At 60.5% G+C, this 26,636-nt stretch carries 22 protein-coding genes and 4 pseudogenes; 8 read left to right on the top strand and 18 right to left on the bottom strand.

The window, feature by feature from the left end:
* Window positions 1-980: BtrH N-terminal domain-containing protein (locus GOPIP_RS10580; RefSeq protein ID WP_005195194.1), on the top strand; the 980-nt coding region annotated here is incomplete at its 5' end.
* A 349-nt stretch (window positions 981-1,329) separates the two neighbouring features.
* Here GOPIP_RS10580 and GOPIP_RS10575 read toward each other — a convergent pair.
* From GOPIP_RS10575 to GOPIP_RS10550, 6 genes are all read right to left on the bottom strand, one after another.
* Window positions 1,330-2,079 (bottom strand): TetR/AcrR family transcriptional regulator, encoded by a 750-nt coding sequence (locus tag GOPIP_RS10575; protein ID WP_026919816.1) that lies wholly within the window; start codon window positions 2,077-2,079, stop codon window positions 1,330-1,332.
* A gap of 91 nt (window positions 2,080-2,170) precedes the next feature.
* Window positions 2,171-3,076 (bottom strand): alpha/beta fold hydrolase, encoded by a 906-nt coding sequence (locus tag GOPIP_RS10570; protein ID WP_006369630.1) that lies wholly within the window; start codon window positions 3,074-3,076, stop codon window positions 2,171-2,173.
* Window positions 3,066-4,136 (bottom strand): ferredoxin--NADP reductase, encoded by a 1,071-nt coding sequence (locus GOPIP_RS10565; protein WP_005195189.1) that lies wholly within the window; start codon window positions 4,134-4,136, stop codon window positions 3,066-3,068. Before GOPIP_RS10565 ends, GOPIP_RS10570 begins: the two co-directional genes overlap by 11 nt.
* Window positions 4,133-5,002 carry an SDR family NAD(P)-dependent oxidoreductase gene (locus tag GOPIP_RS10560; protein WP_006369629.1) on the bottom strand — a complete coding sequence of 290 codons (870 nt, stop codon included), beginning with the start codon at window positions 5,000-5,002 and terminating at the stop codon, window positions 4,133-4,135. Before GOPIP_RS10560 ends, GOPIP_RS10565 begins: the two co-directional genes overlap by 4 nt.
* 47 nt (window positions 5,003-5,049) lie before the next feature.
* Window positions 5,050-6,570, bottom strand: a complete 1,521-nt coding sequence (locus GOPIP_RS10555) for a flavin-containing monooxygenase (RefSeq protein WP_005195187.1) — start codon at window positions 6,568-6,570, stop codon at window positions 5,050-5,052.
* 161 nt (window positions 6,571-6,731) lie between these two features.
* Window positions 6,732-7,700, bottom strand: coding sequence for an AurF N-oxygenase family protein (locus GOPIP_RS10550; protein ID WP_005195186.1), 969 nt, complete (start codon window positions 7,698-7,700; stop codon window positions 6,732-6,734).
* Window positions 7,701-7,833: 133 nt separating this feature from the next.
* Between GOPIP_RS10550 and GOPIP_RS10545 the strand changes: the two genes are divergently transcribed.
* Together GOPIP_RS10545 and GOPIP_RS10540 are read left to right on the top strand one after the other, a co-directional pair.
* Window positions 7,834-8,172 carry a DUF4873 domain-containing protein gene (locus GOPIP_RS10545; protein ID WP_005195185.1) on the top strand — a complete coding sequence of 113 codons (339 nt, stop codon included), beginning with the start codon at window positions 7,834-7,836 and terminating at the stop codon, window positions 8,170-8,172.
* A 79-nt stretch (window positions 8,173-8,251) separates the two neighbouring features.
* Window positions 8,252-11,341: an MMPL/RND family transporter gene (locus tag GOPIP_RS10540; protein WP_026919817.1), complete on the top strand. Its 3,090-nt coding sequence runs from the start codon at window positions 8,252-8,254 to the stop codon at window positions 11,339-11,341.
* Window positions 11,342-11,533: 192 nt separating this feature from the next.
* Here the strand turns inward: GOPIP_RS10540 and GOPIP_RS29435 are convergent.
* A pseudogene (locus GOPIP_RS29435) lies at window positions 11,534-11,704 on the bottom strand (integrase core domain-containing protein); the annotation flags it as partial.
* On the opposite strand from GOPIP_RS29435, the pseudogene GOPIP_RS10535 reads away from it, so the two are divergent.
* Window positions 11,697-12,668: pseudogene (locus GOPIP_RS10535) on the top strand (IS256 family transposase); the annotation flags it as partial. The pseudogenes GOPIP_RS29435 and GOPIP_RS10535 sit on opposite strands and share 8 nt — an antisense overlap.
* A gap of 131 nt (window positions 12,669-12,799) precedes the next feature.
* On the opposite strand, the gene GOPIP_RS29070 reads toward GOPIP_RS10535, so the two are convergent.
* The 11 genes from GOPIP_RS29070 to GOPIP_RS10485 form a co-directional block, all read right to left on the bottom strand.
* Complete coding sequence (locus GOPIP_RS29070; RefSeq protein WP_005195129.1) at window positions 12,800-12,961, bottom strand: hypothetical protein; 162 nt, start codon at window positions 12,959-12,961, stop codon at window positions 12,800-12,802.
* A 238-nt stretch (window positions 12,962-13,199) separates the two neighbouring features.
* Complete coding sequence (locus tag GOPIP_RS10530; protein ID WP_005195128.1) at window positions 13,200-14,840, bottom strand: long-chain fatty acid--CoA ligase; 1,641 nt, start codon at window positions 14,838-14,840, stop codon at window positions 13,200-13,202.
* A gap of 29 nt (window positions 14,841-14,869) precedes the next feature.
* The gene (locus tag GOPIP_RS10525) at window positions 14,870-15,559 is read right to left on the bottom strand and encodes a hypothetical protein (protein ID WP_005195127.1); all 690 of its coding nucleotides are present in this window, start codon (window positions 15,557-15,559) and stop codon (window positions 14,870-14,872) included.
* Window positions 15,560-15,607: 48 nt separating this feature from the next.
* Complete coding sequence (locus GOPIP_RS10520; RefSeq protein WP_006369626.1) at window positions 15,608-16,564, bottom strand: MlaD family protein; 957 nt, start codon at window positions 16,562-16,564, stop codon at window positions 15,608-15,610.
* Window positions 16,561-17,604 carry an MlaD family protein gene (locus GOPIP_RS10515; RefSeq protein ID WP_005195125.1) on the bottom strand — a complete coding sequence of 348 codons (1,044 nt, stop codon included), beginning with the start codon at window positions 17,602-17,604 and terminating at the stop codon, window positions 16,561-16,563. The genes GOPIP_RS10520 and GOPIP_RS10515 overlap by 4 nt, the downstream gene beginning before the upstream one ends.
* Complete coding sequence (locus GOPIP_RS10510; RefSeq protein ID WP_005195124.1) at window positions 17,601-18,662, bottom strand: MlaD family protein; 1,062 nt, start codon at window positions 18,660-18,662, stop codon at window positions 17,601-17,603. Before GOPIP_RS10510 ends, GOPIP_RS10515 begins: the two co-directional genes overlap by 4 nt.
* Window positions 18,656-19,651 carry an MlaD family protein gene (locus GOPIP_RS10505; protein ID WP_006369625.1) on the bottom strand — a complete coding sequence of 332 codons (996 nt, stop codon included), beginning with the start codon at window positions 19,649-19,651 and terminating at the stop codon, window positions 18,656-18,658. Before GOPIP_RS10505 ends, GOPIP_RS10510 begins: the two co-directional genes overlap by 7 nt.
* Window positions 19,648-20,661 carry an MlaD family protein gene (locus GOPIP_RS10500; protein ID WP_006369624.1) on the bottom strand — a complete coding sequence of 338 codons (1,014 nt, stop codon included), beginning with the start codon at window positions 20,659-20,661 and terminating at the stop codon, window positions 19,648-19,650. Before GOPIP_RS10500 ends, GOPIP_RS10505 begins: the two co-directional genes overlap by 4 nt.
* Entirely contained in the window at window positions 20,658-21,695 is a 1,038-nt protein-coding gene (locus GOPIP_RS10495) for an MlaD family protein (protein WP_005195121.1), read from the bottom strand. The genes GOPIP_RS10500 and GOPIP_RS10495 overlap by 4 nt, the downstream gene beginning before the upstream one ends.
* A gap of 9 nt (window positions 21,696-21,704) precedes the next feature.
* Window positions 21,705-22,568 (bottom strand): ABC transporter permease, encoded by an 864-nt coding sequence (locus GOPIP_RS10490; protein WP_006369623.1) that lies wholly within the window; start codon window positions 22,566-22,568, stop codon window positions 21,705-21,707.
* Between the two features lie 10 nt (window positions 22,569-22,578).
* Complete coding sequence (locus GOPIP_RS10485) at window positions 22,579-23,313, bottom strand: MlaE family ABC transporter permease (protein ID WP_005194985.1); 735 nt, start codon at window positions 23,311-23,313, stop codon at window positions 22,579-22,581.
* Between the two features lie 256 nt (window positions 23,314-23,569).
* On the opposite strand from GOPIP_RS10485, the gene GOPIP_RS10480 reads away from it, so the two are divergent.
* From GOPIP_RS10480 to GOPIP_RS10465, 4 genes and pseudogenes are all read left to right on the top strand, one after another.
* Window positions 23,570-24,046, top strand: coding sequence for a PaaI family thioesterase (locus GOPIP_RS10480; protein ID WP_005194983.1), 477 nt, complete (start codon window positions 23,570-23,572; stop codon window positions 24,044-24,046).
* A gap of 172 nt (window positions 24,047-24,218) precedes the next feature.
* A pseudogene (locus GOPIP_RS10475) lies at window positions 24,219-24,813 on the top strand (IS256 family transposase); the annotation flags it as partial.
* An 82-nt stretch (window positions 24,814-24,895) separates the two neighbouring features.
* A pseudogene (gene istA, locus GOPIP_RS10470) lies at window positions 24,896-26,192 on the top strand (IS21 family transposase).
* Window positions 26,193-26,198: 6 nt separating this feature from the next.
* Window positions 26,199-26,636 (top strand): ATP-binding protein (locus tag GOPIP_RS10465; RefSeq protein WP_006369622.1); only part of this gene is annotated, 438 nt, incomplete at its 3' end.

Here is a 26,636-nt window from a genome sequence, read left to right as displayed (position 1 = left end):
AGTGGTCGGGACTAGGCTTCGACGGGCCACCGAACGAGGGTCTGGTGTTCGCTCTGGGCGGAGCACTCTCGCTCACGTATGTTCGCACCGACGCCCTCGTGCCGCCGTTGTATCTGGTAGGACGTGGTCCTGACTTCGAGATGGACCTCCCCCGCCGTCTCGGCGCTACGGTGGAGGTCCGGTCCACCGACGATCCCCAGCTAGGGTGGGATCTCGTCCGCGACGAACTCGACCGCGGCCGGCCCGCGCTCGTGTGGGCCGAAATTGCTGAATTGCCCTACCTGCGCGTTCAGTTGCGCATGAGTCGCCACGATATCGTCATAGTGGGCTACGACAGCGACGCAGAAATCGCTTACGTCGCAGACAACGATCGCGTCGAAATTCAACAGGTTCCCTTCGACGCGCTGGCGCGAGCCCGACGCTCGATGACCTTCCCCGAGCCGACCCGACATACGCTCTTCCGCATTGACTGGCCCGAGGCGCTACCGTCAATCGCCGTCGTGGCTGCGGAGGCGTTCGCGCAATCTGCGGCATGCATGCGCGCGCCCGCAGGATCCACGATCGCCGGCCCTGTCGAACACTCGGGGACACACGGAATAGACGCAGCCCTAGCACTATCCTCTGACGTGGTGCTCTGGCATGAGCTGCCCTCCGACGTGCTCGAAGTCCACCTATTCAGTCTTGGTGCATTCATCGAGAAGGCAGGTACGGGTGGTGGCCTGTTCCGACGACTACTCGCGTGTGGCTGCGACGAGATCGCCCGACTGACCGGCGATGCTGCAACCAGCGACCTTGCCAGAGATGCTCACCGAGCGGCTGCAGCATGGACATCAGTCGCTCAGGCGGCCGTACACAAGGGCTCGACCGCTGCTACCCGGCTCGACCACGTCATCGAGGCCGCGGCGGTTCTAACTGACACTGAGTCGAGCCTTGCCACCTCACTGGACTCCGCCGCCAGATCCCTAAGGTCCGCCGTTTAGAAGAACTGCCAGCACCGCATCGGTGAGTGGCTGGCCCTAGCCCGGCCCTTTCGCATCTGGATCGACTGAGGTGGGTCGCTACCGGAGTCCGACGGGGTGAACCACGAGATCGTGGGCATCAGTTCCTACGAGTTGATTCGGTCCTACTGGTCGCGCCAGACCTGGGGCCTGACTGGCTCGCCGGCTTCATCACCGGGGGCGACGTGATGACACTAGATCAGGTGGTAGACGACGAGTCGTTCGACCCGCCCATCCGACACTTGGACAAGTGCTCCTCGCGATAAGGAACACAGTTGTGATCAAATACTGAGGGCGGAGACTGGGGCGGCACCGTCTCTCGCGAGCGGGATCAGTCTAGTCCGAGGCGAGTGGCGAACGCGGGGTCGCCGAAGGGTCTGTCTCTGCGGAAGCGAACGCCCACTGTGGCCGCAGCGCCGTCAATGATCCCCCACGACGTCTGATAAAGGTGCGCGGAGAACAGGTCCTTGCTCATTCCATTGAGCCGACCGTGATCGATCCACCATTGGGTAGCTGATAGGCCCGCCCCCAAGATGGAGGCCACTACGACGGCGACGAGGGACTCGTCGGCACCGACCGATTGGAGGCTACGGGCGAACTCGTCGGAAATAATATCCATTGCCGATCTCAGCTGATCCGCGGCCCCTCCCTCGCCGGACTCAGAATACTGAAACATGTGGTTCGTCATGAGGAAGCGGACGACCGCCGGATGCTCGTCGACCAATGACACGTATGCGGAGATCGCTGACCGGAAGAGCTCGTCGACGGAGTCCTGCTGTCCGGAGAGCAGAGTTGACTGTGCGGACTCCCACATCATCGAACCCAAACGTGCTGCCACAGCGGAATAGAGCCCAGCTCGGTCACCGAAATGGCGATAAAGCTTCGGCTTCGACGCCCCTGCCTCTTCCGCGAAGTCGTCCATGCTCACAGCGTCGCCAAACTTCTCGATCGCGCGTATTGCCGCGTCGACGAGTTCAGCCTTCACGATAGCGCGGTGGTCGTCCCAACGCGTGCTTCGTGCATCGCGCACACGACGTTGCACTTTCACCGGGGCTGCGGAGATTCGACGGACTACAGACATGACCCACCACGCTACCAGGATGGTTGACCGTCGCCCCAATAAGCACGTGGCGCACGCATGCAGTCGGCAGAGACATGGGTCGAAACGAGCTTCAAGCGGATCTGTCTAACCTGGCCACAGCTGAATTGAAGTCTTCAACGGCCTCTAGGTTGGACATGTGACCGACCTTGTCGAGAAGAGTGAATTCAAATAGAACGCCCTGCCGACCCAGTCGCGCTGCGAGATCCACCGAATGGGCCGCCGGGGTCAGTCTGTCGGCATCGCCCACGATGACCGCCGCCGGCACTGTCAGCGAGTCAACACCCCTGCTGACGTCGATTGTCGCCAAAACCGCACCCCACATCCCCCGCACCTGTGGTGGGCATCGCAACACGATGTCGGCGCACTCATCGATTACCTCGACAGTCGCGCCCGGGCCCAGGGTTCCGTAACGAATCAGGCGGCGAGACAAACGCGTGTCCTGCATCTCGGGTCCCGCGACCGCAAGACTAGCCGCGAAGGCCCGTTCAAGTCTCGGTCGTAGCTGGCGGGGAACTTTGAGTAACGTTGACCGATCCACCAACTGTGATGGCCCGGTGCTTGCCAGTACTACTCCGCGGGCCAGCTCCGACACCGAGGCTGGGTACTCAGCTGCCCAGCTCATGATGGACATACCTCCCATGCTGTGTCCGACCACGACAGCCTTGTCGGTGGGAGTGGCTACCGCCCGAACTACGGACTCCAAGTCATCGGCCAGAAGTCTCGCCGAGAACGGTACCCGGCCCCGGTCGCTCCACCCGTGTCCGCGTTGGTCGTAGACCACTACCCTATGCGTCGCCGCGAACTGTTCGATCTGTGGCCGCCAGAAACGCCCCTGACAGGCCCAGCCGTGACTAAAGACTAGAAGTGGAGCATCCCGGCCCGAGCCGAATTCCTGGGCGAACAACCTGGTTCCGTCGGAGGAGAGGACCTCGAGGTGCCGCGATCCTCGCGACTCGCTCGCTATCTCAGAGGTCATCAAAGCTCACCGTGACTGCATCCGTCAGCGGAAGTGCCTGACACGCAAGCCGTTCACCGTCGGCAATGTCATCTTCAACGAGGATGTGGTTTTGTGCCATTTCTACATCACCCTCAACCAGCTTGCATACGCACGCGCTGCAGGCCCCTTCTCGGCAGGAGTACGGGGCATTGTGACCTTGGGCCAATAGCACGTCGAGCAACGGAGTGTTGCGCGGCCACTCAGTCGTGATGGACTGCCCATTCAGATAGACCGTGGCGGTCGCCACACCATCGTCGTCACTGAGCTGACGCATCGTGGCTGTCTCGAATGGATCTCCGGTCAGTGACTGAAAGACTTCTCGATGTACCGAGGCGTGCTCAACACCGCAGGCCTCCGCCGACTTCTGAACCAGATCCATGAACGGCGCCGGACCACAGGTGTAGATCTGTGCACCGCGGTGCTCACGTATGGCGGATTCGACATCCTCAGGTGCCGGAATCCCCATAGCCGACTCCAACCAGTGGAAGACCGTGAAACGCTCGGGGAACTCGGAGGCGATCTGCGCCAGTTGGCCCTCGTACATGATCGACTCGGCATCGCGATTCGCGTAGAACAGTGTGACTTCGCCCCCGCCGCACACAAGCGCCGACTTAATCAGCGACAAGACCGGAGTGATCCCACTTCCTCCTGCAAAGAATAGAAAATCGACGTCGAGATTCTTAGCCGTGAAGTGCCCCGACGGCGGGAGGACGGTCAACTCCATTCCCGTCATCGCGTTGTCGCACAGCCAGTTCGATGCGTAACCGTTCTCCGTCCGCTTGATCCCGATCTCGAGACGGAAGTCCTCGACGTGAGGCGAGCTGCTCAACGAGTAGCATCGTGCGACATGACCGGTCCGATCAGATGGGATCTTCACGGTGATGAATTGCCCTGGGACATGCTTGAACTCCTCGACCATGGCATCGGGGATCTCGAACGAAATGGTGACGGAGTCTTTCGTTTCCTGGGTCACTTCTGAGACGCGCAAGGTGCGTGAGCGGGCTGCGGCAGCCGGACGTGCATCGGGTTCGACGGTCACTTGAGGATCCCCTGTCTACGTGCGACCGCGTAACCCGCCCGTGTCAGTGGCGCCGCGATGTCCTGGTAGCGGGGACCGATCACCCGTGCCACGAAGTCGAAACCGCGGGCGTCCGCACCGATCAACACTCGTGCCTTCTTCTTGTCCATACCTTTGAGGATTGTCGCCGCTGCTTTATCCGGGGTGCTTCGTGCGATCCTGTCGAACAGCGAGGCGACAGTCGCGGTGTCTGCCCCCATGGCGGAAACGCCTCGGGCATTGTTGACGATGTTGGTTTTTACACCCCCCGGGTGCACACATGTCACTGTGACCGGGTATCGACTGATTTTCATCTCCTGTCGGAGCGCCTCGGTGAAGCCTCTGACGCCGAATTTCGCGGCATTGTATGCGCTCTGGCTGGGGATTCCGATCAAGCCGAAGACGCTCGACGTGTTAATGAGATGTCCGTCCCCGGACGCGATCAGGTGAGGCAGAAACGCCTTCGACCCGTTAACGACTCCGCCAAAGTTGATGCCCATGAGCCAGTCGAAGTCTTCCCAGGTCATGTCGACCACGTCGACGCCCAAGGCCACGCCGGCGTTATTGAACACCATGTCGACGTGGCCCGACTCTGACCGCACTCCGTCGGCATAGTCCTGAAACGCACTGCGGTCCGCAACGTCTAGTACGGCGGCGGTTACCGTCGCCGCATACGTGGTGCGGCAAAGTTCTGCAGTCTCCTTCAAGTGCATCTCATCAATGTCGGACAGTGCCAGTGCGGCACCTCGCTCCGCCAACTGGAGTGCCAGAGACCGACCGATCCCTGACGCGGCACCGGTGATCACTGCCACCTTGCCTGTGTAATCATGCCGGTCAGAATTGCTCACTGTCGTCTCACCATTTCTACGAATCGTGTCTCTCCGTGCGTTCGGGCTCAGGCGATGTCGTACTCAGCGGGGTCGAAATCTTTTGTGGCGCGCCAGTACTGCCATGTGAAGCCCGGCCACACGGTCCGGTTGACGCCCTGCGAGTCGAGATACCAACTCGTGCAGCCGCCGTTGGTCCACACTCCCTTGGCCAGCTTCCGCTGGATGTCGGTGTTGAACTGTTCTTGCACGGACGGGCGTACGTCAACCTTCTCAGCGCCTCGGCTTTCTACTGTGTCGATGGCCTTCATGATGTATTTGATCTGTTGCTCGATCATGAACACCACTGAGTTGTGGCCGAGGCCCGTGTTGGGTCCGAGGAGGAAAAACAGGTTGGGAAAACCCTTGGTCGTGATGCCCAGGTGCGTGTTAATCCCCGTCTGATGCCAGTGGGACGGGAGATCCTCGCCAGTGGCACCTTTCAGGGCGAGCTGATCGAAACCATCAGTCACGTGAAAACCGGTCGCATAAATAATTACGTCGATGAGGTGCTCGACGCCGTCTGAGGTGATGATGGAATCAGCGGTGACCCTCTCAATCCGATCGCTGATGACGGTGGTGTTGGGCGCCGCAAGTGCAGGGTAATAGTCGTTTGACCCCAGAATTCGCTTACAGCCGATGCGATATGACGGGGTCAGTTTCTTGCGTAGTGCCGGATCAGAGATGGAGCGTTCAATGTTCCACCGAGCGACCCGTTCGATTGGCCGCATAAGGTTGGAGTGACCGTTGAGGCCGAAGGCTAGGCTCTCCGCACCCCAGTACACCGACCACCTGGCGATACGACGTGCAATCGGGAGTCTGCTCAGAAGAGTCCGCAGGGCCGGCGGAACGGTGAAATTCTTGCGGGGTAGGACCCAGGCAGGGGTTCGCTGGAAGACCTTGAGGGACATGGCCTCCTTCTGTACGAACGGCACAAACTGGATAGCGCTGGCACCAGTGCCGATCACGGCGACACGCTTGCCCTCCAGATCCACCGAATGATCCCACTGTGCGGAGTGAAACGCTTCGCCTTTAAAGTCCTCAATCCCCGAAATTTCGGGAAAATTGGGGATATGCAGCGCACCGACTCCTGAAACTACGAACTGAGCAATGTACTCACGTCCGGACTCAGTACGCAGGTGCCACCGCGACTCTGACTCGCTCCAGTATCCGGAAACCAACTTCTGACCGAAATGAATCTTTTGTGTCACGCCGCGCTTGTCCGCGACGTCTTGTAGATACCGCTCAATTTCTGGTTGTGACGACCACACCTTCGACCAGCTACCTCGACTTTCGAATGAGTACGAGTACATCAGCGACGGGACGTCACATGCACAGCCCGGATAGGTATTGTCGCGCCAGGTTCCACCGACGGAGCTTGCCTTCTCCAGGATTAGAAAGTCGCTGTACCCGCGACGTCTTAGCTGTGCGGCCATCCCGAGACCAGAGAACCCGCTTCCGATGATCAGAATCTTGGTCGAAATCGGGTCGTCGGTTGAGTCGGTTTTGGCGGCGGCGCGCGAGGCGCGCCGGGTAGTTGAAGATGCCATGTTTATGCTTTCTCCCTCGTGGGTTCGTTGGCACAACACATCACCTGCGCACAGTGGCAGCGGGTGATCTGTTGAGGCGGAAGTGATCGCGAAGCCATCGAGAATGCTCCGCACAGGTCTAACTGATGTCGACCGTGACGGCTCGGCCGCGTGAACGGAGATCAGCGGAGATCGTCGGGAAGGCTCCGCGTCGCGCGCCACATGGCCATTGTGAACTTGCCTTCCAGCATTCCCGCCTCATGGAAGAACCGAATCATGGGCTCCGACATGAACTGCAGGTTGGTCCGATAGTTTGGGCTGGTTTGTTGTGCCCATACGCCACGCCAGCGGCTAATTCCCACTGCGGGGTACACTTTCGGATTAATGAGCAGCGGGTACGCCAGGTTCGCGATGACGGCAAGCACCCCTCGGTGCCAAGCGCGCGTCGCCTTACGTCGACGCTGCATGCCTTCGATCATCTCCAGTCGCGCAAAGGTAATGTGACGGGCTTCCTCGAGGACATGGATCTTCATGAGCTGGCGAAGCTGAGGCTGCATACTTGGGTCGTTCATCGCCTCGCGCTGGGCGCGGTCCAGGATTTCCTCGATCAGCAGCGTGGCTCCGGACACCGACGGTCCGAGCGGGACGAAATGCAGGATCTTTGCGAAGCTCAAGAAGCCCTTAGGGAGCTTGTAAGGGGGCACGCCTGTTTTGTTAATGAGGCGCGCGAACATAGTGGAATGGCGGGACTCATCGCCGATTTCTGTTAGCGCGTATAGGGACTTCTGATCGGTTAGGGCCCCCTTTGCCGACATGCGCAGGAGCGCCGAACTCAAGAGGTTCTCTGCGTAGATGCCGAAACTGAGGATGCTCACGATCTCGTGGCGTCCCAGCTCGCGACGCTGCTCCTCGGTCATCTTGTTCCATAGTTTGGTGCCGTATAGCGACACCCGGTGCTCTGGCAGAAAGTACTTGCCTTCCTCCCAGGGCGACTCCCAGTCGATGTCGATCTCCGCGTCGTAGAACTTCTCCGCGGAAGACCGCAACAGACGACCTGCAGATCGTTCCATGTCGACGGGCTTGCGCCCGTTCACCCGGGCCATGCCCTCCTGTGAAAAGTCGGGCTTGATATGGGCATCCTGCACGGTCATGTCTTCTCCTCGGTCGTTCAAGGCTGGGAGTCGGGGCCTGGCGCCCAGTACCCATTACTCGCAGTATCTGGTACTGCTAGTATCCACGAACCGCGTTATTTGTCAACGCTCAATGCGAAGAAGGTAGGGCTGCATGTCTGACGACCATGACCTCGACTACTCCGGCGAAGGAACCCTGGTGTGCCGTGGGACGGAGATCCATGTCGAAGCGAAAATAAGAGGTTATTTCCAGCCGCTGAACGGCTTATACACCTGGTATGGCCGGATTCAGAAGAATGATGAGCTCGACGGGCTCCTGAAAGGCGCCCGCGCGATCGCTGTATTTACGACCGCTGAGGGGCGGGCGGAGTGTGTCGTCGGGGATCCCGACTTCTGGGGCCGATACCGCATCTCAGGTAAGAGCACCCCCCCATACCACCTGCCCACCACTCTCGAGGAGGTCGAAGACATGGCCGAGCACCACCACAAGTGACAATCATCCACCGCACGGACGTTCGCCAGACGGATCCGAACGATTGGGTCGCCCACTTCAGGTCGAGAGGATATTGCACATGGTGAGTTCGTCTCCCATTCGAACCCGCTCGTCGAGAGGGGGCGAGAAACTCGGCGAATACAGTCCGACCCTTGAGCGGGTTGCATGGTTTACCCTCCGCCGCAAAGGGATTGTGACGCTGGTTTGGCTCGGTGCCGCTATCGGCTTAGGCCTTCTCTTTCCTCAACTGGAGTCAGTGGTACGGGAACAATCTGTGGATCCGATCCCGGCCGGAGTCCCGTCTTTTCAGACCTTGGACCGTATGGGCGCCTCTTTCGACGAGCGCGGCGCCAAGACCACCGTATTCGTTGTGATGGAGAACAGTGCAGGCCTGTCCGACAACACCCGCGATCGATACCACGTGCTTGTCGACACCCTGCGGGCGGACGACAAGCACGTCATCGCCGTCCGAGACCTGCTGAGCGATCCCCTCACTGCGAGTCAGGCTCTCAGCAAAGACAAGCAAGCCTGGTATCTGCCCGTGGGAGTGACCGGCACACTCGGGGGACCCGATACCGCGGAGGCGGTCGCAGCGGTACGCGACACCGCGGAGAGAATCTTTCGCGACACTGAGACGAGAGTCCGTGTGACAGGCCCACCCGCGACCTTTAGCGACCAACTCGCCGTGGGCGAGTCGGATCTGGTCCTGATCACTGTCGCCACCGTGCTGCTGATCGCCGTGATCCTCCTCGTCGTCTACCGTTCGGTGTTCACCGCGCTGATGCCGCTGCTTGTCGTGGGCATGAGTTTGGCCGTGGGTCGCGGAGTTCTATCTGGACTAGGCGAGCTGGGCATGCCGGTATCCCAGTTCACCTCGATGTTCATGACCGTCATCATCTTCGGTGCCGGAGTTGACTATTCGGTGTTCCTCATCAGCCGCTATCATGAGGGTATTCGAGCAGGCAACTCTCCTGATGCCGCTATTGCCCACGCGAATGCAACTATCGGCCGCGTGGTTCTCGCATCGGCGGGCACTGTGGCCCTAGCCTTCCTGGCTATGGCCTTCGCCAAGCTCAGTGTGTTCAACACTTTGGGGCCGGCCTGCGCAATCGCCATAGCATTCGCATTCTTGGCGACGGTGACATTGTTGCCCCCCGTGCTCTCCTTCGCTGCCAAGAGAGGGGCCGGCCTTCCCCGCCGTGACCTGACGCGGGATTACTGGAGAAGAGTCGGAGTCATGGTTATCCGGCGGCCGGTCCCTCTGCTCGCGATCAGTGTAGTCGCGTTGATTGGCCTCGCCCTGGTCGCCGCAACAATCCAGATCACCTACGACGATCGAGAGGGGCAGCCAACTGACACAGGGAGCAACGAAGGCTACGCGCTGCTCAACCGCCACTTTCCGAAAGACATCATTATCTCGGAATTCTTGGTGGTGGAGTCCGAGAACGACATGCGCACGGCTCAAGGCCTTGCCGACCTCGACCAGTTGGCATCCCGCGTCGCGCAGATTCCCGGCGTGACCAGGGTCATTGGCGTGACGCGGCCAACCGGTGAGAAGCTGCAGCAGGCGCAATTGTCTTGGCAGAACGATCAGATCGGTACCAAGATCACCGAGGAGACCGGAGATGTACAGGCCCGCAAGGGTGATCTGGCCGTCCTGAAGACCGGATCAGAGCAGCTCGCCGGAGGCCTGGCACTGCTAGAAGACCAGATCTCATCCAATCTCGCTCCGCTGTCGGGGTTGCTAGACGAGGTGTCGTCATTTGGCCCACAACTCGATGAGTACCGGCCGTTGGTGAACCAACTCGCGAGCGCCGCCCCAACGCTTCGACAGTTCTCCCAGCGAGCGCCTGAGCTGTCTCAACTCGCACGTCGGGCCCAGTCTGCGGCAGACGCGGTCGCGCCAGCGTTGTCCGCATTGGAAGCTCCGTGGTGTCAGCAGATCGCGCAGTGCTCGGCACTGCGCGCGCAAACGGCCGACATCCGGGCACTCGCGGATGATCAGTCGCTCGCGAGGGTGGCTAACTTTGCCGCGCAACTCGGCCGCGTGAGTGCGCCAGGCTCTACCGACATGGCACAGCTGCAGCGTTCTCTTCAAACGCTGAATTCTGCACTACAGACCATCGGTGGACAGGACCTCGGGAACAGGGTCTCGCAACTCGAGTCCGGCGTCGGCGCACTCGCCGACGGCGCACGTCAGTTGTCGAACGGAGTCGGGGCTTTGGTGGACAGCAACGTTCAGCTACTCGGTGGACTAGCACAGGTCGCCGCACAGCTTCGGGCTCCCGCCCGCGAGATCGGCGATTCTGATTCGGCAACCGGCTTCTATCTCCCCGCGGATGCGTTCAAGGACCAGCAGTTCAGTCAGGTCGCTCGACAGTTCATCTCGCCCGACGGGAAAACCGTGCGCTATGCGGTACAGACCTCCTACGACCCATACTCTGCCGATGCAATGACGCTGGCGAACGAGCTGTCTAGCGTCGCCGAGAACGCGATGCCGAACACCACTCTGGAGGGCGGACGTGCTTCGGTCGCGGGCTTTCCTGCGATCAATGCCGACGTCCAGCGGTTGTTGTCGTACGATTTCAAACTGCTTGGCATAGCCACACTTCTCATCGTGGGTCTGATCCTGATGCTGTTGTTGCGGGCCGTCGTTGCACCGGTCTATCTCCTTGCAACCGTCGTCTTGAACTATATGGCGGCTCTTGGTATCGGTGTGCTCGTACTTCAACACATCCTCGGTGCCGGGATCGCCTGGCCAGCTCCACTGGTGTCGTTCATCGTCTTGGTGGCGGTGGGCGCTGACTACAACATGCTGCTGGTCTCACGCCTGAGAGAGGAGACGAGAGCGAGCGTGCGGGTCGGAGTAATGCGTACCGTCGCCTACACCGGTTCGGTGATCACCTCGGCCGGGTTGATCTTCGCAGCCAGCATGTTCGGGCTGATGGTCGGCTCCATCGATGTGATGGTGCAAATCGGGTTCATCATCGGTGTCGGTTTGCTGCTCGACACGTTCCTGGTGCGGACCTTAGTAGTCCCGGCACTAGCGGTGCTGCTGGGCACTGCAAGCTGGTGGCCGGGTGACATCGACCGCTTCCGGCGCGCCCTGGGACCATCGCAAAAGACACGCGGACGGACCCATGGGGATCTGACAAGCGTCGGTCCCTGAACTTCCCGACCATCCCGTCAACAGGTAAGGATCGGCATAGGGCATGACGCGGCACGGTCGCTCGTGATAGACGAATTGCGTCCGTACAACGCTAGACGGTATGGGTGACTCCACGGCGATGTGTTGGGGGTTGCGGGCCGGAGCCTCACGCACAGGGACTGAACGACCCGAGGTTTTGTGCCGCCTCCATTGTGGGCTGGTCCTCGGGCCGAGGCCAGAGTAGTGGAGCGTTTCGAACTCGGTCGGGGGGATCTGGCCGATACTCGAGTGCAGCCTGCTGTTGTTGTACCAGTCGACCCAACCAGCGGCCGCGAACTCGACGTCGGAGACGGTCTTGTACGGGCTGGAGTGGAAGATCGTGGTCCCGCTGTACGCCGGCGGCATGACGTTGCGCGATATCCAACACCATTTGGCCGCCACGATCGGCACCGATCTCTCGCACGAGACGATCTCCAAGATCTGCGACGAGGTCCTCGACGCGGTCGACGAATGGCAGAACCGGCCGCTGGAGCCGTTGTATCCCGTCATCTACCTTGATGCCCTGGTGGTGAACGTCAAAGACAGTTCTCATGTTCGAAACAAGCACGCCCACATCGCTATTGGCGTCGACATGGCCGGCGTCAAGCATGTGCTGGGAATCTGGATACAGGCCGAAGAAGGCGCCAAGTTCTGGGCCGGGGTGTGTGCGAATCTGGCCAACCGCGGCGTCAAGGACGTGCTGATCGTGTGCTGTGACGGGCTCACCGGATTCCCCGAGGCAATCGAGGCGACCTGGCCGCTGGCCACCGTGCAAACCTGTGTGGTGCATCTGATCCGCAACTCGATGCGGTTCGTGAACCACAAAGACCGCAAAGACGTGGCCCGGGCGATCAAACCGATCTACACCGCCCCCGACGCCGAGACCGCCCGCCGCGAGTGGGAAGCCTTCCGCGACTCGGAACTAGGCGCCAAATATCCGAGTGCGGCAATGGCTTTCGACCGAGCCTGGGATCGGTTCATCCCCTTCCTGGCATTCCCGCCCGAGCTGCGCAAAGTCATCTACACCACCAACTCGATCGAGTCATTGAACTACCAGCTCCGCAAGGTCATCAAGAACCGCGGACATTTCCCCAACGACATCGCGGTCCGCAAACTCTTGTGGCTGGCCATCTGCGACATCGAAGACAAACGAGCCGCTCAACGCCTCAAAGAACGCGGGACCAGGCGGTCACAGCCCCGTAAGGCCCTCGGACGACTGGTCGAGGGACAGGTCGTCACCAACTGGAAACAGGCCCTCGGACAACTCGCACTGGCCTACCCCGACCGGATCGAACCCCACCTCAGCTAGACCCCACAGACCACAAGAAAATCAGGAGTCACGTTCTTACACAGACATCTTGACAAGCTCTCGAGCCCCCGCGCACCAAGAGACCGCCCCGCGGCAGAAGCCACGGGGCGGTGTGTTCTTCTGTGAAGCGCTCAAGCGGTAGCTTCGTCTGATCCGGACTCGATCGATCCGGTGACCAGTTCGCCGACGATGTCGGTAATGATTGCGCCCACGATAGCCTCGGCCATGATGGTGGCCCCTTCGATGTTGTGTGCTGATGACTGCGAATGTGGAGCGCTGGCTGCGATGTCCACCTCGCAAACTCTACGACGCTCGATAAAACGGCGCCCAACGAACGATGAGTGAGAGATGAATGGCCGCGCAATTCCCAGTGACGGTTCTGTCTTTCCCACCGGGGCCATCGGGCAGACGGATCGCTCCAATAAATACGTGCCCACCGAACGCTGAGGACGTTCGGTGGGCACATCTGTGCCTTACCTCGGCGGTGTCCTATCTCGGCCAGTGCGGACGCGAAGCCGACCCCGTGCGGCGCTAGTTCGATACAACCGGCAGCTCGCCCTGCTCATGCTTCGCGCGCAACACCTTCTTGTCGAACTTGCCCACGCTCGTCCGTGGTATCTGCTCCATGAACGTCCAGTTGTTCGGGATCCACCAGTGCGGGATCTCCTCCGGGCAATTTCTTAGGCACCACTCGTGGAGCGTGTCAGCCGACACTTCGCGACCCGGTGCCGGAACCACAACAGCGAGAGCTGTCTCCTGCCATCGGGGGTCGGGCATCGCGACAACCGCGGCCTCGGCGACATCCGGGTGCGACATGATCCAGTTCTCGAGCTCCACTGACGAGATCCATTCGCCCCCGGACTTGATGACGTCCTTGGACCGGTCGGTCAGCGTCAGATACCCGTCCGGACTGATGTGTCCCACGTCGCCGGTCCGCAACCAGCCATCCCGAAACCTCTCGGTGTCCTCGAGTCGGTAGTAGCTGCCTGTGACCCACGGACCCCGCACTTCGAGTTCACCGACGGACTTGTCGTCACGGGGAACAGGCAGGCCGCCCTCGTCGATGAGGCGCATCTCCACCCCGCAAATTGCCCGTCCCTGTCGCTTGCGGTAAGATATTTCCTTTGCGGGGCTGATCCCGGCGGGAGGCCGACCTACCGCTGCAAGCGGGGACGTCTCAGTCATACCCCACGCCTGAATAATCTGTACGCCGAAGCGGTCCGCAAACCCCTCGATCAACGACTGCGGGACGGGAGCTCCACCACAGGCGACAAGGTCGATCGATGACAAGTCGACACCCGGATTCGCGATACCGTACTGAAGAAGATCGTTCCAGATTGTCGGTACTGCTCCTGCCTTCGTGGGGCGATGTTGTTGGATCATGTCAGCGAGCGGCGCTGCTTGAAGGTATCGATCAGGCATCAGCAAGTCCGCGCCGGCCATCAGCGACGCGTAGGGCAGACCCCAGGCGCTGGCATGAAACATCGGCACGACGGGAAGTACACGATCGGCTTCTGCGATCGCCAGAGCGTTACCGGTACACGCTGCCATGGAGTGCAGAAACACCGAGCGATGACTGTAGACGACCCCCTTGGGATCGCCTGTAGTGCCGCTCGTATAACACATACCCGCAGCCGACCGCTCGTCGGGATCGACCCAAGAGAACACTGGGGATTCCGCTGCGAGCGCGTCATGATATCGCATCACGGTCACGCCGTGCCCGTCGAGCGGGGAGGTGTCGCCGTCGCCGGTAACGAACACAACCCGAACCGTCGCCAAGCCCGGTAGGACCGCCGCCAACAACGGAACCAGCGACCCGTCCACGATAATGACCTTGTCTTCGGCGTGGTTCGCGATGAACTGCAGCTGAGCCGGTGACAACCGGATGTTCAGCGTATGCAGCACCGCGCCCATCGCGGGTACCGCAGCGTACGCTTCGAGGTGCTCCTGGTTGTTCCACAGCATCGTTGCCACGCGGTCGTCGCCGACCACGCCGACCCGACGCAGAGCATTCGCCAGACGTGCGCATCGCTCTTCAAGATCGCCGTAGGTCGCATACCGGGCAGAGCCGTTCACGGAATAGGTAATCACCTGCCTAACAGTGTGATTGGTTGCGACGTGGCGCAGTATCGATGACACTGTCATCGGCACCTCCTGCATGGTGCTTTTCATCTAACTCTCCTTTCGCGGCGGACGCTGGATCATTCGGCAGGTCCGTAATCCTGGATCTGCCAGCCGTTATCGGTCTTCAGCACGACGACTTTCAACAGTGTGGGGAGTTCGCTCGGCTGAGGGTTCTGAACATTCTGGGTCTTCTGGGTGGCGAAGACCAGCACCGTGTATTCCCCCCGGTTCTCGCTGGCGCTGCCGGTGACGCTGGTCGCCAGTACGCGTCCCGCCGCTTGGACCTTGGCCTGTTTCATGATTTGGGTCAGGGTGGGTTCGACATCGTCGTATCGCTTGACCAACGCATCGCTGGCATTCTCTTTCACTTCGGTAAAGAATGCGTCGGTGTTTTGGTAGCTGTACGTGAGCGACTTTGTGGTGTAGTCCGATGCTGCCTGCGCTGCCTGCGCTCGTTGTGTGGCGGCGTCCTCCAGGGACGTCTTTGCTTGCCGCATGTCAATGTAGAGGTAAGCAAAGAGCCCGGCCAGCACCGCGAGTACTACCACGAGAGCACCGACGGCCACCACCTGGAGGCGTGCTGATCCCCAGCGCTGCTCGGCCTCGGACGTCGGGGGGCTTGCCTCGTCCGAGGCGGAAACGTCCTGTGACGTCGCAGGTTCTGTGGCACTAGTGGCGTCGCCGCGGTCTGCCTTATCGGAAGCCGTAGTCAGCTCATTTTCGGTGCCGCTGTCCTCGGATTCTGATCCGTTGTCGTGTGCGGTCATTTGCTGCCTTCTGTAAATGCTGGGGTAGGGGGGGGGAGACATCGGGCGTCAGCGGGGTGATGGTGTGACGGCGATCGGGATTTGCGCCTGTCCCCGATGGGACGCGGGGACTGTTCGCGCCAGGAGATCACCGATCGATCCGAAGTCGACGTATGTGTCTGCGACTTTCGCCGTCGCCGGTTTGACCGCGCGGGTGATGGCGACAATGTCGGGCTGAAGTATCTGGATGTAACCGCTGAGCTTTTCCACTAGCTTCAGGATTGGTGGCCATTTGTCGTAGGACGTAGAGGTGAAAACGATGAACGCACGTTGGATTCTCGCCAAACCGTCGACGGCATCCGGGGTCCGGACCGACGCGGTACTGAGCACACCGCCCACGTTCGACATGAGGCCCAGGAGGAACTCGGCATTGTCCGCGGTGGTACGGACCGCACCGTCGTCACCGACGAAGTCCACGAGGCGGTGCATCATGTCTCCGATCGTGTCGAGGTCCTTTTGCCGGCCGTCGACTGCAGCCGAGATCGTTTCGTTGATGGTCTGAATCGATGCTGGATCGAGCGCGTCGGCCACTGCCGACATTTTCGGGAGCACCTGGGGAACGGATTGGGACACGTGGATGGCGCTGGCGGGCACTAGGTCCCCACTACGCAAGTACTCACTGGTGGTGGTATCCGGTGGGATGAAGTTGATGTATTGCTCTCCCGCGACCGAGAGGTTCTGGATCGTCATGACACTGCCGCGAGGGATCTTGTAGCCGGAGTCGATGGACATGTCGACGGCGAGCTGATTATCTGTGACGCGAATAGATGTCACCTTGCCCGCCGGCACCCCCTCTAGCATCACCGGCGATGTGTCGAGCAGGCCGCCCGAGCTCTTGAGTATGGCCGAGATCGTGTAGTCGGAGCGGAACGGGTTTATTCGTGCCACGTCGATGGTCAGGTATGTTGCTCCGACGAGGAAGACGACGACAAGGGCAACCAGGGATACGACGGTGCTGCGGATCATGGCATCATTCCGATCGCTCGCAATACGTTAATGAACGACCCGGCATCACGTCGGGCTAGATCTTGGCCGTCGATAGACACGTCGGAAACGTTGATATCTGGCGAGCTGACGAATGGGATGAGCTTCTCGCGTATTACACGCGTCGCCTTGTCGGAAACATCCTTGGAGTAGATGTCCGAGTACGCGATGGACGCGATTACCGGCGCGATCGCTCCTACCGTTTCCTTGATGCGGGAATACTCAGGGTCGACGATACGGCCGGCAGATACTGCGAAGTCGCGCAGGTTGGCGATAAGTAGCGCGACGTCAATTAGCGAATAGCCCAGACCATAGAAGTTCACTCCCCCCTTGGTCAACATTCGGTCAGTACCTGACGGGTCGGCCAGGATCACTTTCAGTGTGCGATCGGCCGACTGCAGGACTACGTCGAGTTTGTCGGTGTTGGCGGACACCTCAGACACGGTGCGCAACGTCGTGCGGTAAAGCGTATCGAATTGGGCGGGGTCACTCGGAAAGGTCGAGTTCAGTGTCGATATCGCGGTATGGATTTTATCGAGTTCACCCCCGCCCAGTACATTAGCCATCCCCCGCATCACGTCCTCGACGTTGGCAGCCGGTTCGGTGCGTGAGAGAGGTATTACCGATCCCGCGTGCAGCAAGGCTTGGGTGGACTGCTGTGCGGGGGGAAGGATGGCCACATAAATCTCGCCCAGGAGAGTGTCTTGGCGGAGTTCCGCGCGCGAATCTTCCTGCAGTTGGGCGTCTTTATCAATTCGGGCGGCAACCAGCGCGTGGCCTCCGTCGTACGTGACGCTGGTGACGGCACCGACGTCAATCCCTCGAGAGAGGACTTTGGCACGGGCAGGCAAGTTCAGAGCACTCGTGAACTCGATCTCGATGTCGTAGCCGTCTCGGGCGGATGATCCGCCGATGGTCGGCGGGTTGTCGGCGTTGATGCTGCAGGCGGCGAGGGCGATGGTCGCTGCGAACAGCGTCACGATCGCGGCCGTGACACGGCGAAGGTAGCCGTAGGTCATCATTGAGATTGCCCTCCGATCAAGTTAGCGATCGTCGCCACTTCGTTACCCGTCCTGCAGACGCCGTTGACGGGGGGAGAGGCACACGCCGTTCTTAGGGTCTGCAGTGGGACAGACACGGCGAATGCCCGCAGGATCGACTTCGCATCCGGATGCTTGACGATGAGGTCAGCCGTTCGAGCGGCGACGGTCGCCAGGATGTTCTCTTGCTTGCCTACTTGCGCGAGGAGTGGAACCGCAGCATCACCAATTGCGAAGATCGGTGGACCGAAGTCGGACGCCAATCGCGACAGGATGGGGACGAAGGTACCTGCGTACTCTGTTGCGGCGCCGAATGTTTGACCGAAAGCAACAATCACCTCGATTGCGCCGACGAAGTTGTCGAACAGCTGGGTCACCTCAGCACTGTTCTCGGTGGCAACACCGGTTAAGGTCGCGAGGTTGGCTACAATTCTGCGTATCTGACCATCACGCCGGGTCGGATCGTTGATCAGCGTGGCCGAGTCCTTGAGAATGCCAGAGATATCGCCCTGGGTTCCCTCCATGTTCTTGGAGACGAGCGTGAGCGCCTGGAGAATCGCATCGGTGTCACGTCCGCCGTCCTTGACGAGTTCATCGGAAAGAGTGCTGATCGCGTCGAGCGTTTGACTAATCCCCAGTGGAGTCCTGGTTTTGTTCAGTGGTATGCACTTGGCCGACTCGTAATGCTCTCCGCCGCGATAGGGATGGGTGAACTCGATTTGTCTTTCGGTGACAATCGAGGTGGACACCAGGGTGGCCCCCACATCCGCGGGAAGCGGCACGGTCTTGTCGATCCGCATGTCGACACGCACGCCCCTCTGGCCCTCCTCGTGAATGCCTACGACCCTGCCCACCTTCTTGCCGAGCATCGCGACGGAGTTGCCTTCGTACAGACCTGATGCGTCGGAAAACTCCGCACATAGTGGCCGCGTGTCGTCGTCGGCTGTCGCATAGTTGATTCCTACGGCCGCGATCACTACTGCGAGTGTGACGATGGTGGCGATCGGGATCAGATGCTGACGCATCCGCTCTGTCAGCATTTTTGATCACCACTCGGGATGCAGATGCGGACAGTCGGTTCAGGACTCGCTGGACCGACCTCTGGAGCGTCGAGAAGAATGCTCAGTCGTCTGGTGATCTGATCGACCTGGGTCAGCGCGTTTGCGTAGGCGGGCATCTGGGCCGACACCTTGTTCAGAAGGGTCTTGAACTGTTGTACCGATGGTTCTATTCCGTCGCGGTACGCGACAAGCGGTCGGGTCAGTAGCTTGAAAAGACGGCGCAGATAATCGAATCCGTTCTGGACGTTGGCGATGTCTGGTCCAAGGGTGCGGGCAAGGAAGCTGAGCTGGCGGAGGAAGTCCACGAGTACCTGCTTGCGGTTTGCGAGGGCGGCGACGTACTCATCGGACAACGTCATCGTCTTGTCGAGTTGTGCGTACTGACGTTGCAGTAGGTCCATCAGGCTGCTCGCGTTTTGCAGGGCATCAGGGATATTGGTGTTTCCGTCGGAGAAAGCATTCTGTAGCAGCGCCGCTGTGCGCCGTAGATCAACACCACGCACGTCACGGAACACCGGTGTGGTTGTCTCAAGCGTGCTGGAAATGTCGTAGGTGCTGCTTGTCTGCTCCAGTGGGATTGCACCGTCGAGGGCCGACGGGCCTGAACCTGGGTCGAGGTCCAATACACGTCCACCAATAGGGGTGATGAGACGGACGTTCGCCGTCGCGTCCGACCGAACGGCAATCGAGTCATCCAGCCGGAATCGCACGGTGATGAACGTTCCGGTCAGGTCGACTGACGCGACCTTGCCTTTCCTGATCCCGGCGATACGTACCTGGTCGCCGGCTTCCAATCCGCCGGTATTGACTAACTTGGCACTGTAGCTAGTTTGTCCGGGCGGTGAGATGTACACAGCACCCGCCACGACGAGGCCGGCCACCGTGACCATCGTAACGACTCCCGCCAGGATGAGGTCGCGCCGACGCTGCGGGCGGTGATGCGGACGCTTATCGAAGAAGCGGGTCACTGGCACACCACCAGTCGTTGACCCATCAGGGCGATCTGCGCTGTTCTCGGTAGGTCGAGCACTCCTCGGGCGCACCCTGCCGCCGAGGACGAAGGTGTCGCTTTGGATGTAGTTTCCAGGGCGTCCAGGAGTGGCTTCAGGAGAACGGCACCGTTCAGTAAGCTTTCTGTATCCCCTGGCTCCCGCACCAATCTCTGATAAATGGCCGCGAAGCTGGTGTCGTAGGTCGACTCGATCTGCTCACCGGAGAGCACAGTCTTCGCCATCGAACGGTTGACCTCCCGCAGCGAGGCCCTCAGGCGATCGCTCACGCGGCTGAACGCATCGACGATTGACCCCAATTTGTCTATCAACTCGACCAGTTCGGCGGAGCGCCCCATCAACTGATCAGACACCTGTCCCAGGCTCGTCACAATGTTGGTGATGATCTCTGAACGCTGGTTCCCGTACTCGGTGATGTTCGCGACTTGCTTCATGACTGGTGCGATACCTCGACCGTCCCCCTGGGCGACCCGTAGCAGGTTCGACTGAAGCTCATTGATCTCGGCCGTATTCAATGTATCGAATACTGGTTTGAAACTGTTGAATAGTGTCGATACGTCGAACGACGGGACGGTCTTGTTGAGTGCCACCTGTGTGATCGACTCCTGGTCGGCGCCTTGTCCGGCATTGATGAGCTCCACATACCGCTGCCCCAGCAGGTTTTGGTAACGGACGGCGGCAGTCGTCGCGGGGGTAATCGAGACGCCGTCGTCCAGTTGGAAACGGACGATCGCTGTTGATCCCTTCAGGTCGACAGCCGTTACATATCCCACCTTCACTCCAGCGAGTCGTACCCCGTCGCGGGGCTTGAGTCCGGAAGCGTCGGCAAAAACCGCGGAATGCTGCGAACTGGAGGATCCTTCGTTGGTCGGCTGCAGAATCGCGATGATGACATACGTAAGGACGCCGATGACAGCGGTGAACGCGGTGATCTTAATGATTGTGGGTGTCAGAGACCTCAGAGTCATCCCGTGGGCCCCCCCATTCTCAATGCGCTTTGTAGAGCAGGTGAGGTCTGGACCACCAGTGCTAGCTGGAGCTGGACTCGGTCGCCGAATTTCGGCAAGGCTTTGTCGATGCCATCGAGGATCTGCGGGATCGTGTACACCGTGCGAACGAGCCCCGAGGCGGATCTGGCGACGGGCCGCGCTAGATCAAGGCCGACGTCTAACAGCGAACTCAGGGCCGGGTAATTCTTGTCGAGCAGTCCGCCGAGTGCACCGAACAGAACCTTTCCCGTGTCGCCGAGATTGCTTTTCGTGCGATCGATGTTCTGTTGAGTGGCGAAAAAGTCAGCGATATCGACGTTCTTCAAGACGCCAGGGACGAACGGCGTCATGAAGTCGGCGACTCCGGTGGACAGATTGGCTGCAATTTCTAGGTCCTCCCCGACCGGCCGTTTCTGGACATCCCGCGTGAGCTTCGCGATCTGGAATACGAGTTTTCCGCTATCAGACATTGCCTGCGAATCCTCGACGATGAACCTCACCACCGCTTCGAACGAGGGCTGGTCCAGTGCCTCGACCAGCGTGGAGATCTTGCGAACAAGTGTTGACACCGAGGTCTGTTCAGACTGCAACCTGCTTACGTAGACACTCCCGCCGGAACCGATGGGCGGTCCGTGTCCAGGATCTACGATTTCCAGTGCCGTCGGTCCCAGTGCGTTTGCCGAAGTGTAATTCACCGTCATGCCCTGCCGGAGATCTAGGTCGTTGCCGGAACCGGTGAAGTTGATTTTGACCGTCGCGCCACGGTCTCGAACCGAGATGCTCGAGACCTCGCCCACGGTGAACCCAAGGTACTTCACTTCCGATCCCCCCTTCAATCCGTCGCCTATCGCGTCGGTGTTGATGGTCAACGACGTGTGATCGCTGAAGTCACCGTTAGCGTCACTTATCAGTAAGTAGGCAGCTATCGCGCCGAGGATTAAGAGGGCGACCCCCCGAAGGACCAGGTTCCCGTGCGATGGTTCGCGCCCGGACGGATCATGAAAGACAGCCACTGAACCCCCCTACCCAGAAATCCGTACGCCGGAATCGAATCCCCACATCAGAAGTGTCAGAATCATGTCCTCCACGACGATGACGATGAGGCTCGTGCGGATCGCTCGGCCGGACGCCCGGCCTACCCCCTCAGCTCCGCCTGTGGCGAAGTAGCCCTGATAGCTATGGATAATCACTACGGAAACGACAAATACAAGAACTTTGATGAGCGAGAAGATAAGGTCCTGAGGTTTGAGGAACTGGTCGAAATAGAAATCATAAGTGCCGCCGGATTGGCCGTGTACCTGTGTGACGACGAGCTTAGCGGCCGCGAATCCGAGAATAAGCGCGATGATGTACAAAGGAATCACGGTCGTGATCGACGCCACTACGCGAGTGCTGACGACGAAGGGAATGGGACGTACCGCCATAGCCTCGAGAGCGTCGATCTCCTCGGAAATGCGCATCGAGCCTATCTCAGCTGTCAACCGGCAGCCGGCTTGTGCTGCGAACCCGATCGCAGCGATCATTGGCGCAAGCTCTCGGGTGTTAGCGTAGGAAGAGATGAATCCAGTCAGTGAACCCATCCCTACGAGGTCCAGCGAGGCGTAACCCTGGATACCGATTGAGGCGCCGACGGCGATGCCGAGGATGGCGAGGACGATGGCCGTTCCACCACCGACCAAGACTGCACCTCTACCCCAGGCGAATTCTTGTATGTAGAGCAGGGTTTGGCGCCGGTATGTGGTGATGACATGGCGGATGCCGAGGACCGCGGCGATCACAAAGGTCGCGACGTGCCCCAAGCGTTCAGGTACTTGTGCAACGGGCGCGATCACGGCACCGACCGGCCGGGTGGCGGCGGAGAACCTCCGGGAGGGAACGGTGGTCACGAGGCGTTTCTCATCCAATGGTTTGGGGGACGAACATGGTTGTTAGTTGCGTGATAAAGACATTGATCACGAAGCACGCGACGACACCCAGCACTACGGTGGCATTGACCGAGGTTGCGACGCCTTTAGGGCCGCCCTTCGTCGACAGCCCGCGGTGACAAGCAATCGTCACCACGACAAGTCCGAACACAAGCGATTTGCATAGAGCGACAACGATGTCGGTTACCGATGCGAACGACGCGAACGATGCAACATAGCTGCCGGGTGTGATGCCTTGGACATCGACGCTGATGGCGTAGCCCGCCAGCAGCCCGGTGAAGACGATCAGCATGCAGAGCATCGGCGCAGTGATCAACACAGATACGAACCGAGGTGCTACGACGCGCCTGGTGGGGTTGAGTCCGAGTGTCTCCATGGCGGCAATTTCTTCGCGAATCGTTCGAGCGCCCAAATCAGAGGCAATCGCTGATCCGGCCGCGCCCCCGAGTAGAAGGGCGGTAACGATGGGCGCTCCCTGTTGAATGATCCCGAGGCCCCCAGCGGCGCCAGCAATTGACGTGGCCCCAACTTGCTGAGTGAGGCTTCCCACTTGTACCGACACGATGACACCGAATGGCACAGCTACCAGAATCGCGGGCAGAGTCGTCACGACAATAACGAACCAAGTCTGCGATACGGCTTCGCGAAACGGAAACCGTCCCGTAGCAATGTCTACCGCTACCCACCGCAGGGCCTGGCCAGCCAAGCCGAGGGTGCTACCGAAAGTGGCGGCGCCGTCCAGGAAACGGTTGGCGCCGGTCCGAGTGGTGATGGACCTCTCCTTCCCTCGTACACGGGGTATGCGCCGCTTAATGCTGGTGCGCGTTATGGACGGTACCAGGTACTGGCAGTATTACCTATAGTGTTTACAGAAAGACCGTGTCGGGACCTGCTCCCACACCTCATCGACCCCCGCACCCTGTTTGAGTAGGTGGCGGCTTAGTAAGGACAACGATCAGAAGATGACCTCAGAAGCAAGACTGCCGGCGCACTCGTCCCAGTGCATGGGCTGCGGAAGCGAAAACCCCCACGGACTTCAACTTGAGGTCTACCGGAGTGGCGAGCGGGTGTACGCCGATCACACCTTCGACGAGAGGCACCTTGGCGCGCCCGGGTTGGCGCACGGCGGAGCGATCTCGGCCGCTTGCGACGACATCATGGGTTTCACCCTGTGGATCGCGCGGACCCCCGCGGTGACCCGCACCCTGACCGTCGAATACCGTCAGCCGGTCCCTCTGCACACTCCCATTCGCCTCTCTGCTTGGATTGACCACGAGTCGGATCGCCTACTGCACATCGCGGCCGTTGGATCGTTCGATGATCGAACGTATTTCACCTCTAGCGGTGTCTTCGTCAAGGTCGACGTCGCTCATTTTCGACGGTATGCCGACCTATCAACAATCGATGACTTCTTCGCCAACTTCACGCGTACAGACTGACGCCGCAGGGGGGACTGTCGCTGATTCGGTGTAAGTGGTTTGATCGCCCCCGGCGTGGGGCAGGAGGAATCACGACGATGACCGACACAGTCGAGGGCGTGGATGCCCTGGTGGCAGGGCCAGTTGAGACTGGTCAAGAACACGATGTCACCACCGCGGATGAGGTGCGTGAGTGAGTAGCCGGCCGATCTACGCCGCGATCGGGGTTGATCTCGATGGGCACAAAGACATCCTCGGCATGTGGGCTGGCGACGGCGGCAGCGAGTCGGCCACGTTCCGGCGGGCGGTGCTCACCGACCTCAAGAACCGGGGTGCCAGGGGCATCTTCTCCCTTGTCTGTGACGGCTTGAAAGGGTCGCCCGACAGTGTGTCCGCCGCGTTTCCGTTGGCCACGGTACAGACGTGCATCATCCATTTGATCCGGAACACCTTCAAGTACGCCTCCCGCAAGTATAGGGACAAGATCAGCGCCGATCTCAGACCGATCTACACCGCGCTGACCGCCGCTGAGGCCCGGCTGCGATGGGAGGAATTCGCTGAGAAGTGGGGCACGCCGTACCCGGCGATCGTGACCCTGTGGGAGAGTGCGTGGGAGGAGTTCATCCCGTTCCTTGACAACGACGTCGAAATTCGACGAGTGTTGTGCTCCACCAACGCTATCGAAAGTCTCAACGCCCCGCTAGCGGCGTGCGGTGCGCGCTCGAGGGCACTTCCCGAACGAGCAGTCCGCACTCAAAACGCTCTACCTGGTGACGCGGTCGTTGGATCGATCCCGAAGGGTATGTTGACGGCGCCTGAAAACTGACCCCCTGACGACGGGTGAATTTTGACCCCCGTCTTGTTAGGAGGGTGATTTCAGTGGAGCAGTGGGCGGAGATCCGCCGTTTGCATCGCAGTGAGGGTGTGCCGATCAAGGAGATCGCGCCGGTTGGGGGTGGCCCGTAACACGGTGCGGGCGGCGTTGGCCTCAGACACCGCGCCGAAGTACTCGCGACCGGCGAAGGGCTCGGTGGTCGATGCGTTCGAACCGCAGATCCGGGCGTTGTTGCGGGAGTATCCGACGATGCCGGCGACGGTGATCGCGGAGCGGATCGGGTGGACGAGATCGTTGACTGTCCTCAAAGACCGGGTCCGGGTGATTCGCCCGGAGTTTCGTGGGGTAGATCCGGCCGATCGGGTGATCTATGAGCCCGGCGGCTGTTCGCAGTGGGATCTGTGGTTCCCGGACTACCGAATCCCAGTGGGCCACAATCAATTCGCCATGTTACCGGTATTGGTGATGACATTGGCGTTCTCCCGATACCGGTCGGCGGTGATGATCCCGTCGCGCCAGGGCGGAGACATCCTGACGGGGATGTGGCTGCTGCTGTCGCAACTGGGCGCGGTGACCCGCAAGCTGGTGTGGGACCGCGAAGCCGCGATCGGCCCCAAGGGCACACCCACCGCGCTGGCCGCAGGATTCGTGGGCACCTTGGGCACTCGGCTGGAGCTGGCGCCACCGCGAGACCCCGAGTACAAGGGCATGGTCGAACGCAACAACCGATTCTTCGAGACCTCGTTCCTGCCGGGCCGCCAGTTCGCCTCACCGGACGATTTCACCGCCCAGTTCGATCGGTGGCTGGCCGATCATGCCAACACCCGAGTGGTGCGCGCGATCGGTGATCGACGCCCGTGTGATGCGCTCGCCGAGGACCTCGAGCAGATGGCCGGGCTTCCCCCGACCGCACCTCATATCGGGTTGAGTAGCCGGGTGCGACTCGGTCGCGACTACTACGTACGTGTGGCCGGCAATGACTATTCGGTGCACCCGTCGGTGATCGGTCGCTTCGTCGACATCACCGCCGACCTGCAGCAGGTGCGCATCCAGTGCGGCGAGGTCACCGTCGCCGACCACGCTCGCAGCTGGGCCAACCACGTCACCATCGCCGACCCTCAGCACGTGCGGGCAGCCAAAGAACTGCGCCGCGACTACCGCCGCCAAGACCTCGCCAACCGGGCCCGAAACGCCGCCCGCATCCGCGCCCACCCCGACGGCCACGAGGTACCGATCCGGGCGCTACCAGACTACGACGACCTGTTCGGGGTGCACTTTGCTACCCCGTCAGGTGCTCAACCACCCACCCCGTCCACTATCACTGAAAGGTGAAATACCATGTCCGACAATCACACAGGTAAGCAGATCGAGTTCGCGGCGCGGGCGTTGAAGATGCCAGCGATCCGCCGCTGCTGGGCCGAGTTGGCCGAGCGGGCCCGCACCGACAACTGGACCCACGAGGAGTACCTCGCAGCGATCCTTGACCGCCAGGTCAGTGAACGCGAAGCCAACGGCACCGTGCTGCGGATCAGTGGCGCTCGCTTCCCCGCGGTCAAGACACTCGAGGACTTCAACTTCGACCGCCTTCCAGGATTGCGTCGCGATGTTATCGCCCATCTGGCCACCAGCACCTGGATCGCCAAGAGCGACAACGTGATCCTTCTCGGACCACCTGGAGTGGGTAAGACCCACCTCGCGATCGCGCTCGGGATCAAAGCCGCGCACAACGCCTACCCTGTGCTCTTCGACACCACCACCGGATGGGTCACCCGCCTT

Source organism: Gordonia polyisoprenivorans NBRC 16320 = JCM 10675, assembly GCF_000241325.1.
GTDB lineage: Bacteria > Actinomycetota > Actinomycetes > Mycobacteriales > Mycobacteriaceae > Gordonia > Gordonia polyisoprenivorans.
The sequence above is the reverse complement of the archived record's forward strand: the minus strand, read 5'-3'. Positions and strand labels throughout refer to the sequence as shown.

Bases quoted from the DNA above. Each gene is read 5' to 3' on its own strand.
- GOPIP_RS10520 (WP_006369626.1), bottom strand. From the start codon at position 16,564: ATGATCCGCAGCACCGTCGTATCCCTGGTTGCCCTTGTCGTCGTCTTC.
- GOPIP_RS10510 (WP_005195124.1), bottom strand. From the start codon at position 18,662: ATGCTGACAGAGCGGATGCGTCAGCATCTGATCCCGATCGCCACCATC.
- GOPIP_RS10530 (WP_005195128.1), bottom strand. From the start codon at position 14,840: ATGAAAAGCACCATGCAGGAGGTGCCGATGACAGTGTCATCGATACTG.
- GOPIP_RS10515 (WP_005195125.1), bottom strand. From the start codon at position 17,604: ATGATGACCTACGGCTACCTTCGCCGTGTCACGGCCGCGATCGTGACG.
- GOPIP_RS10540 (WP_026919817.1), top strand. From the start codon at position 8,252: ATGGTGAGTTCGTCTCCCATTCGAACCCGCTCGTCGAGAGGGGGCGAG.
- GOPIP_RS10500 (WP_006369624.1), bottom strand. From the start codon at position 20,661: ATGACTCTGAGGTCTCTGACACCCACAATCATTAAGATCACCGCGTTC.
- GOPIP_RS10545 (WP_005195185.1), top strand. From the start codon at position 7,834: ATGTCTGACGACCATGACCTCGACTACTCCGGCGAAGGAACCCTGGTG.
- GOPIP_RS10480 (WP_005194983.1), top strand. From the start codon at position 23,570: ATGACCTCAGAAGCAAGACTGCCGGCGCACTCGTCCCAGTGCATGGGC.
- GOPIP_RS10555 (WP_005195187.1), bottom strand. From the start codon at position 6,570: ATGGCATCTTCAACTACCCGGCGCGCCTCGCGCGCCGCCGCCAAAACC.
- GOPIP_RS10550 (WP_005195186.1), bottom strand. From the start codon at position 7,700: ATGACCGTGCAGGATGCCCATATCAAGCCCGACTTTTCACAGGAGGGC.
- GOPIP_RS10575 (WP_026919816.1), bottom strand. From the start codon at position 2,079: ATGTCTGTAGTCCGTCGAATCTCCGCAGCCCCGGTGAAAGTGCAACGT.
- GOPIP_RS10570 (WP_006369630.1), bottom strand. From the start codon at position 3,076: ATGACCTCTGAGATAGCGAGCGAGTCGCGAGGATCGCGGCACCTCGAG.
- GOPIP_RS10525 (WP_005195127.1), bottom strand. From the start codon at position 15,559: ATGACCGCACACGACAACGGATCAGAATCCGAGGACAGCGGCACCGAA.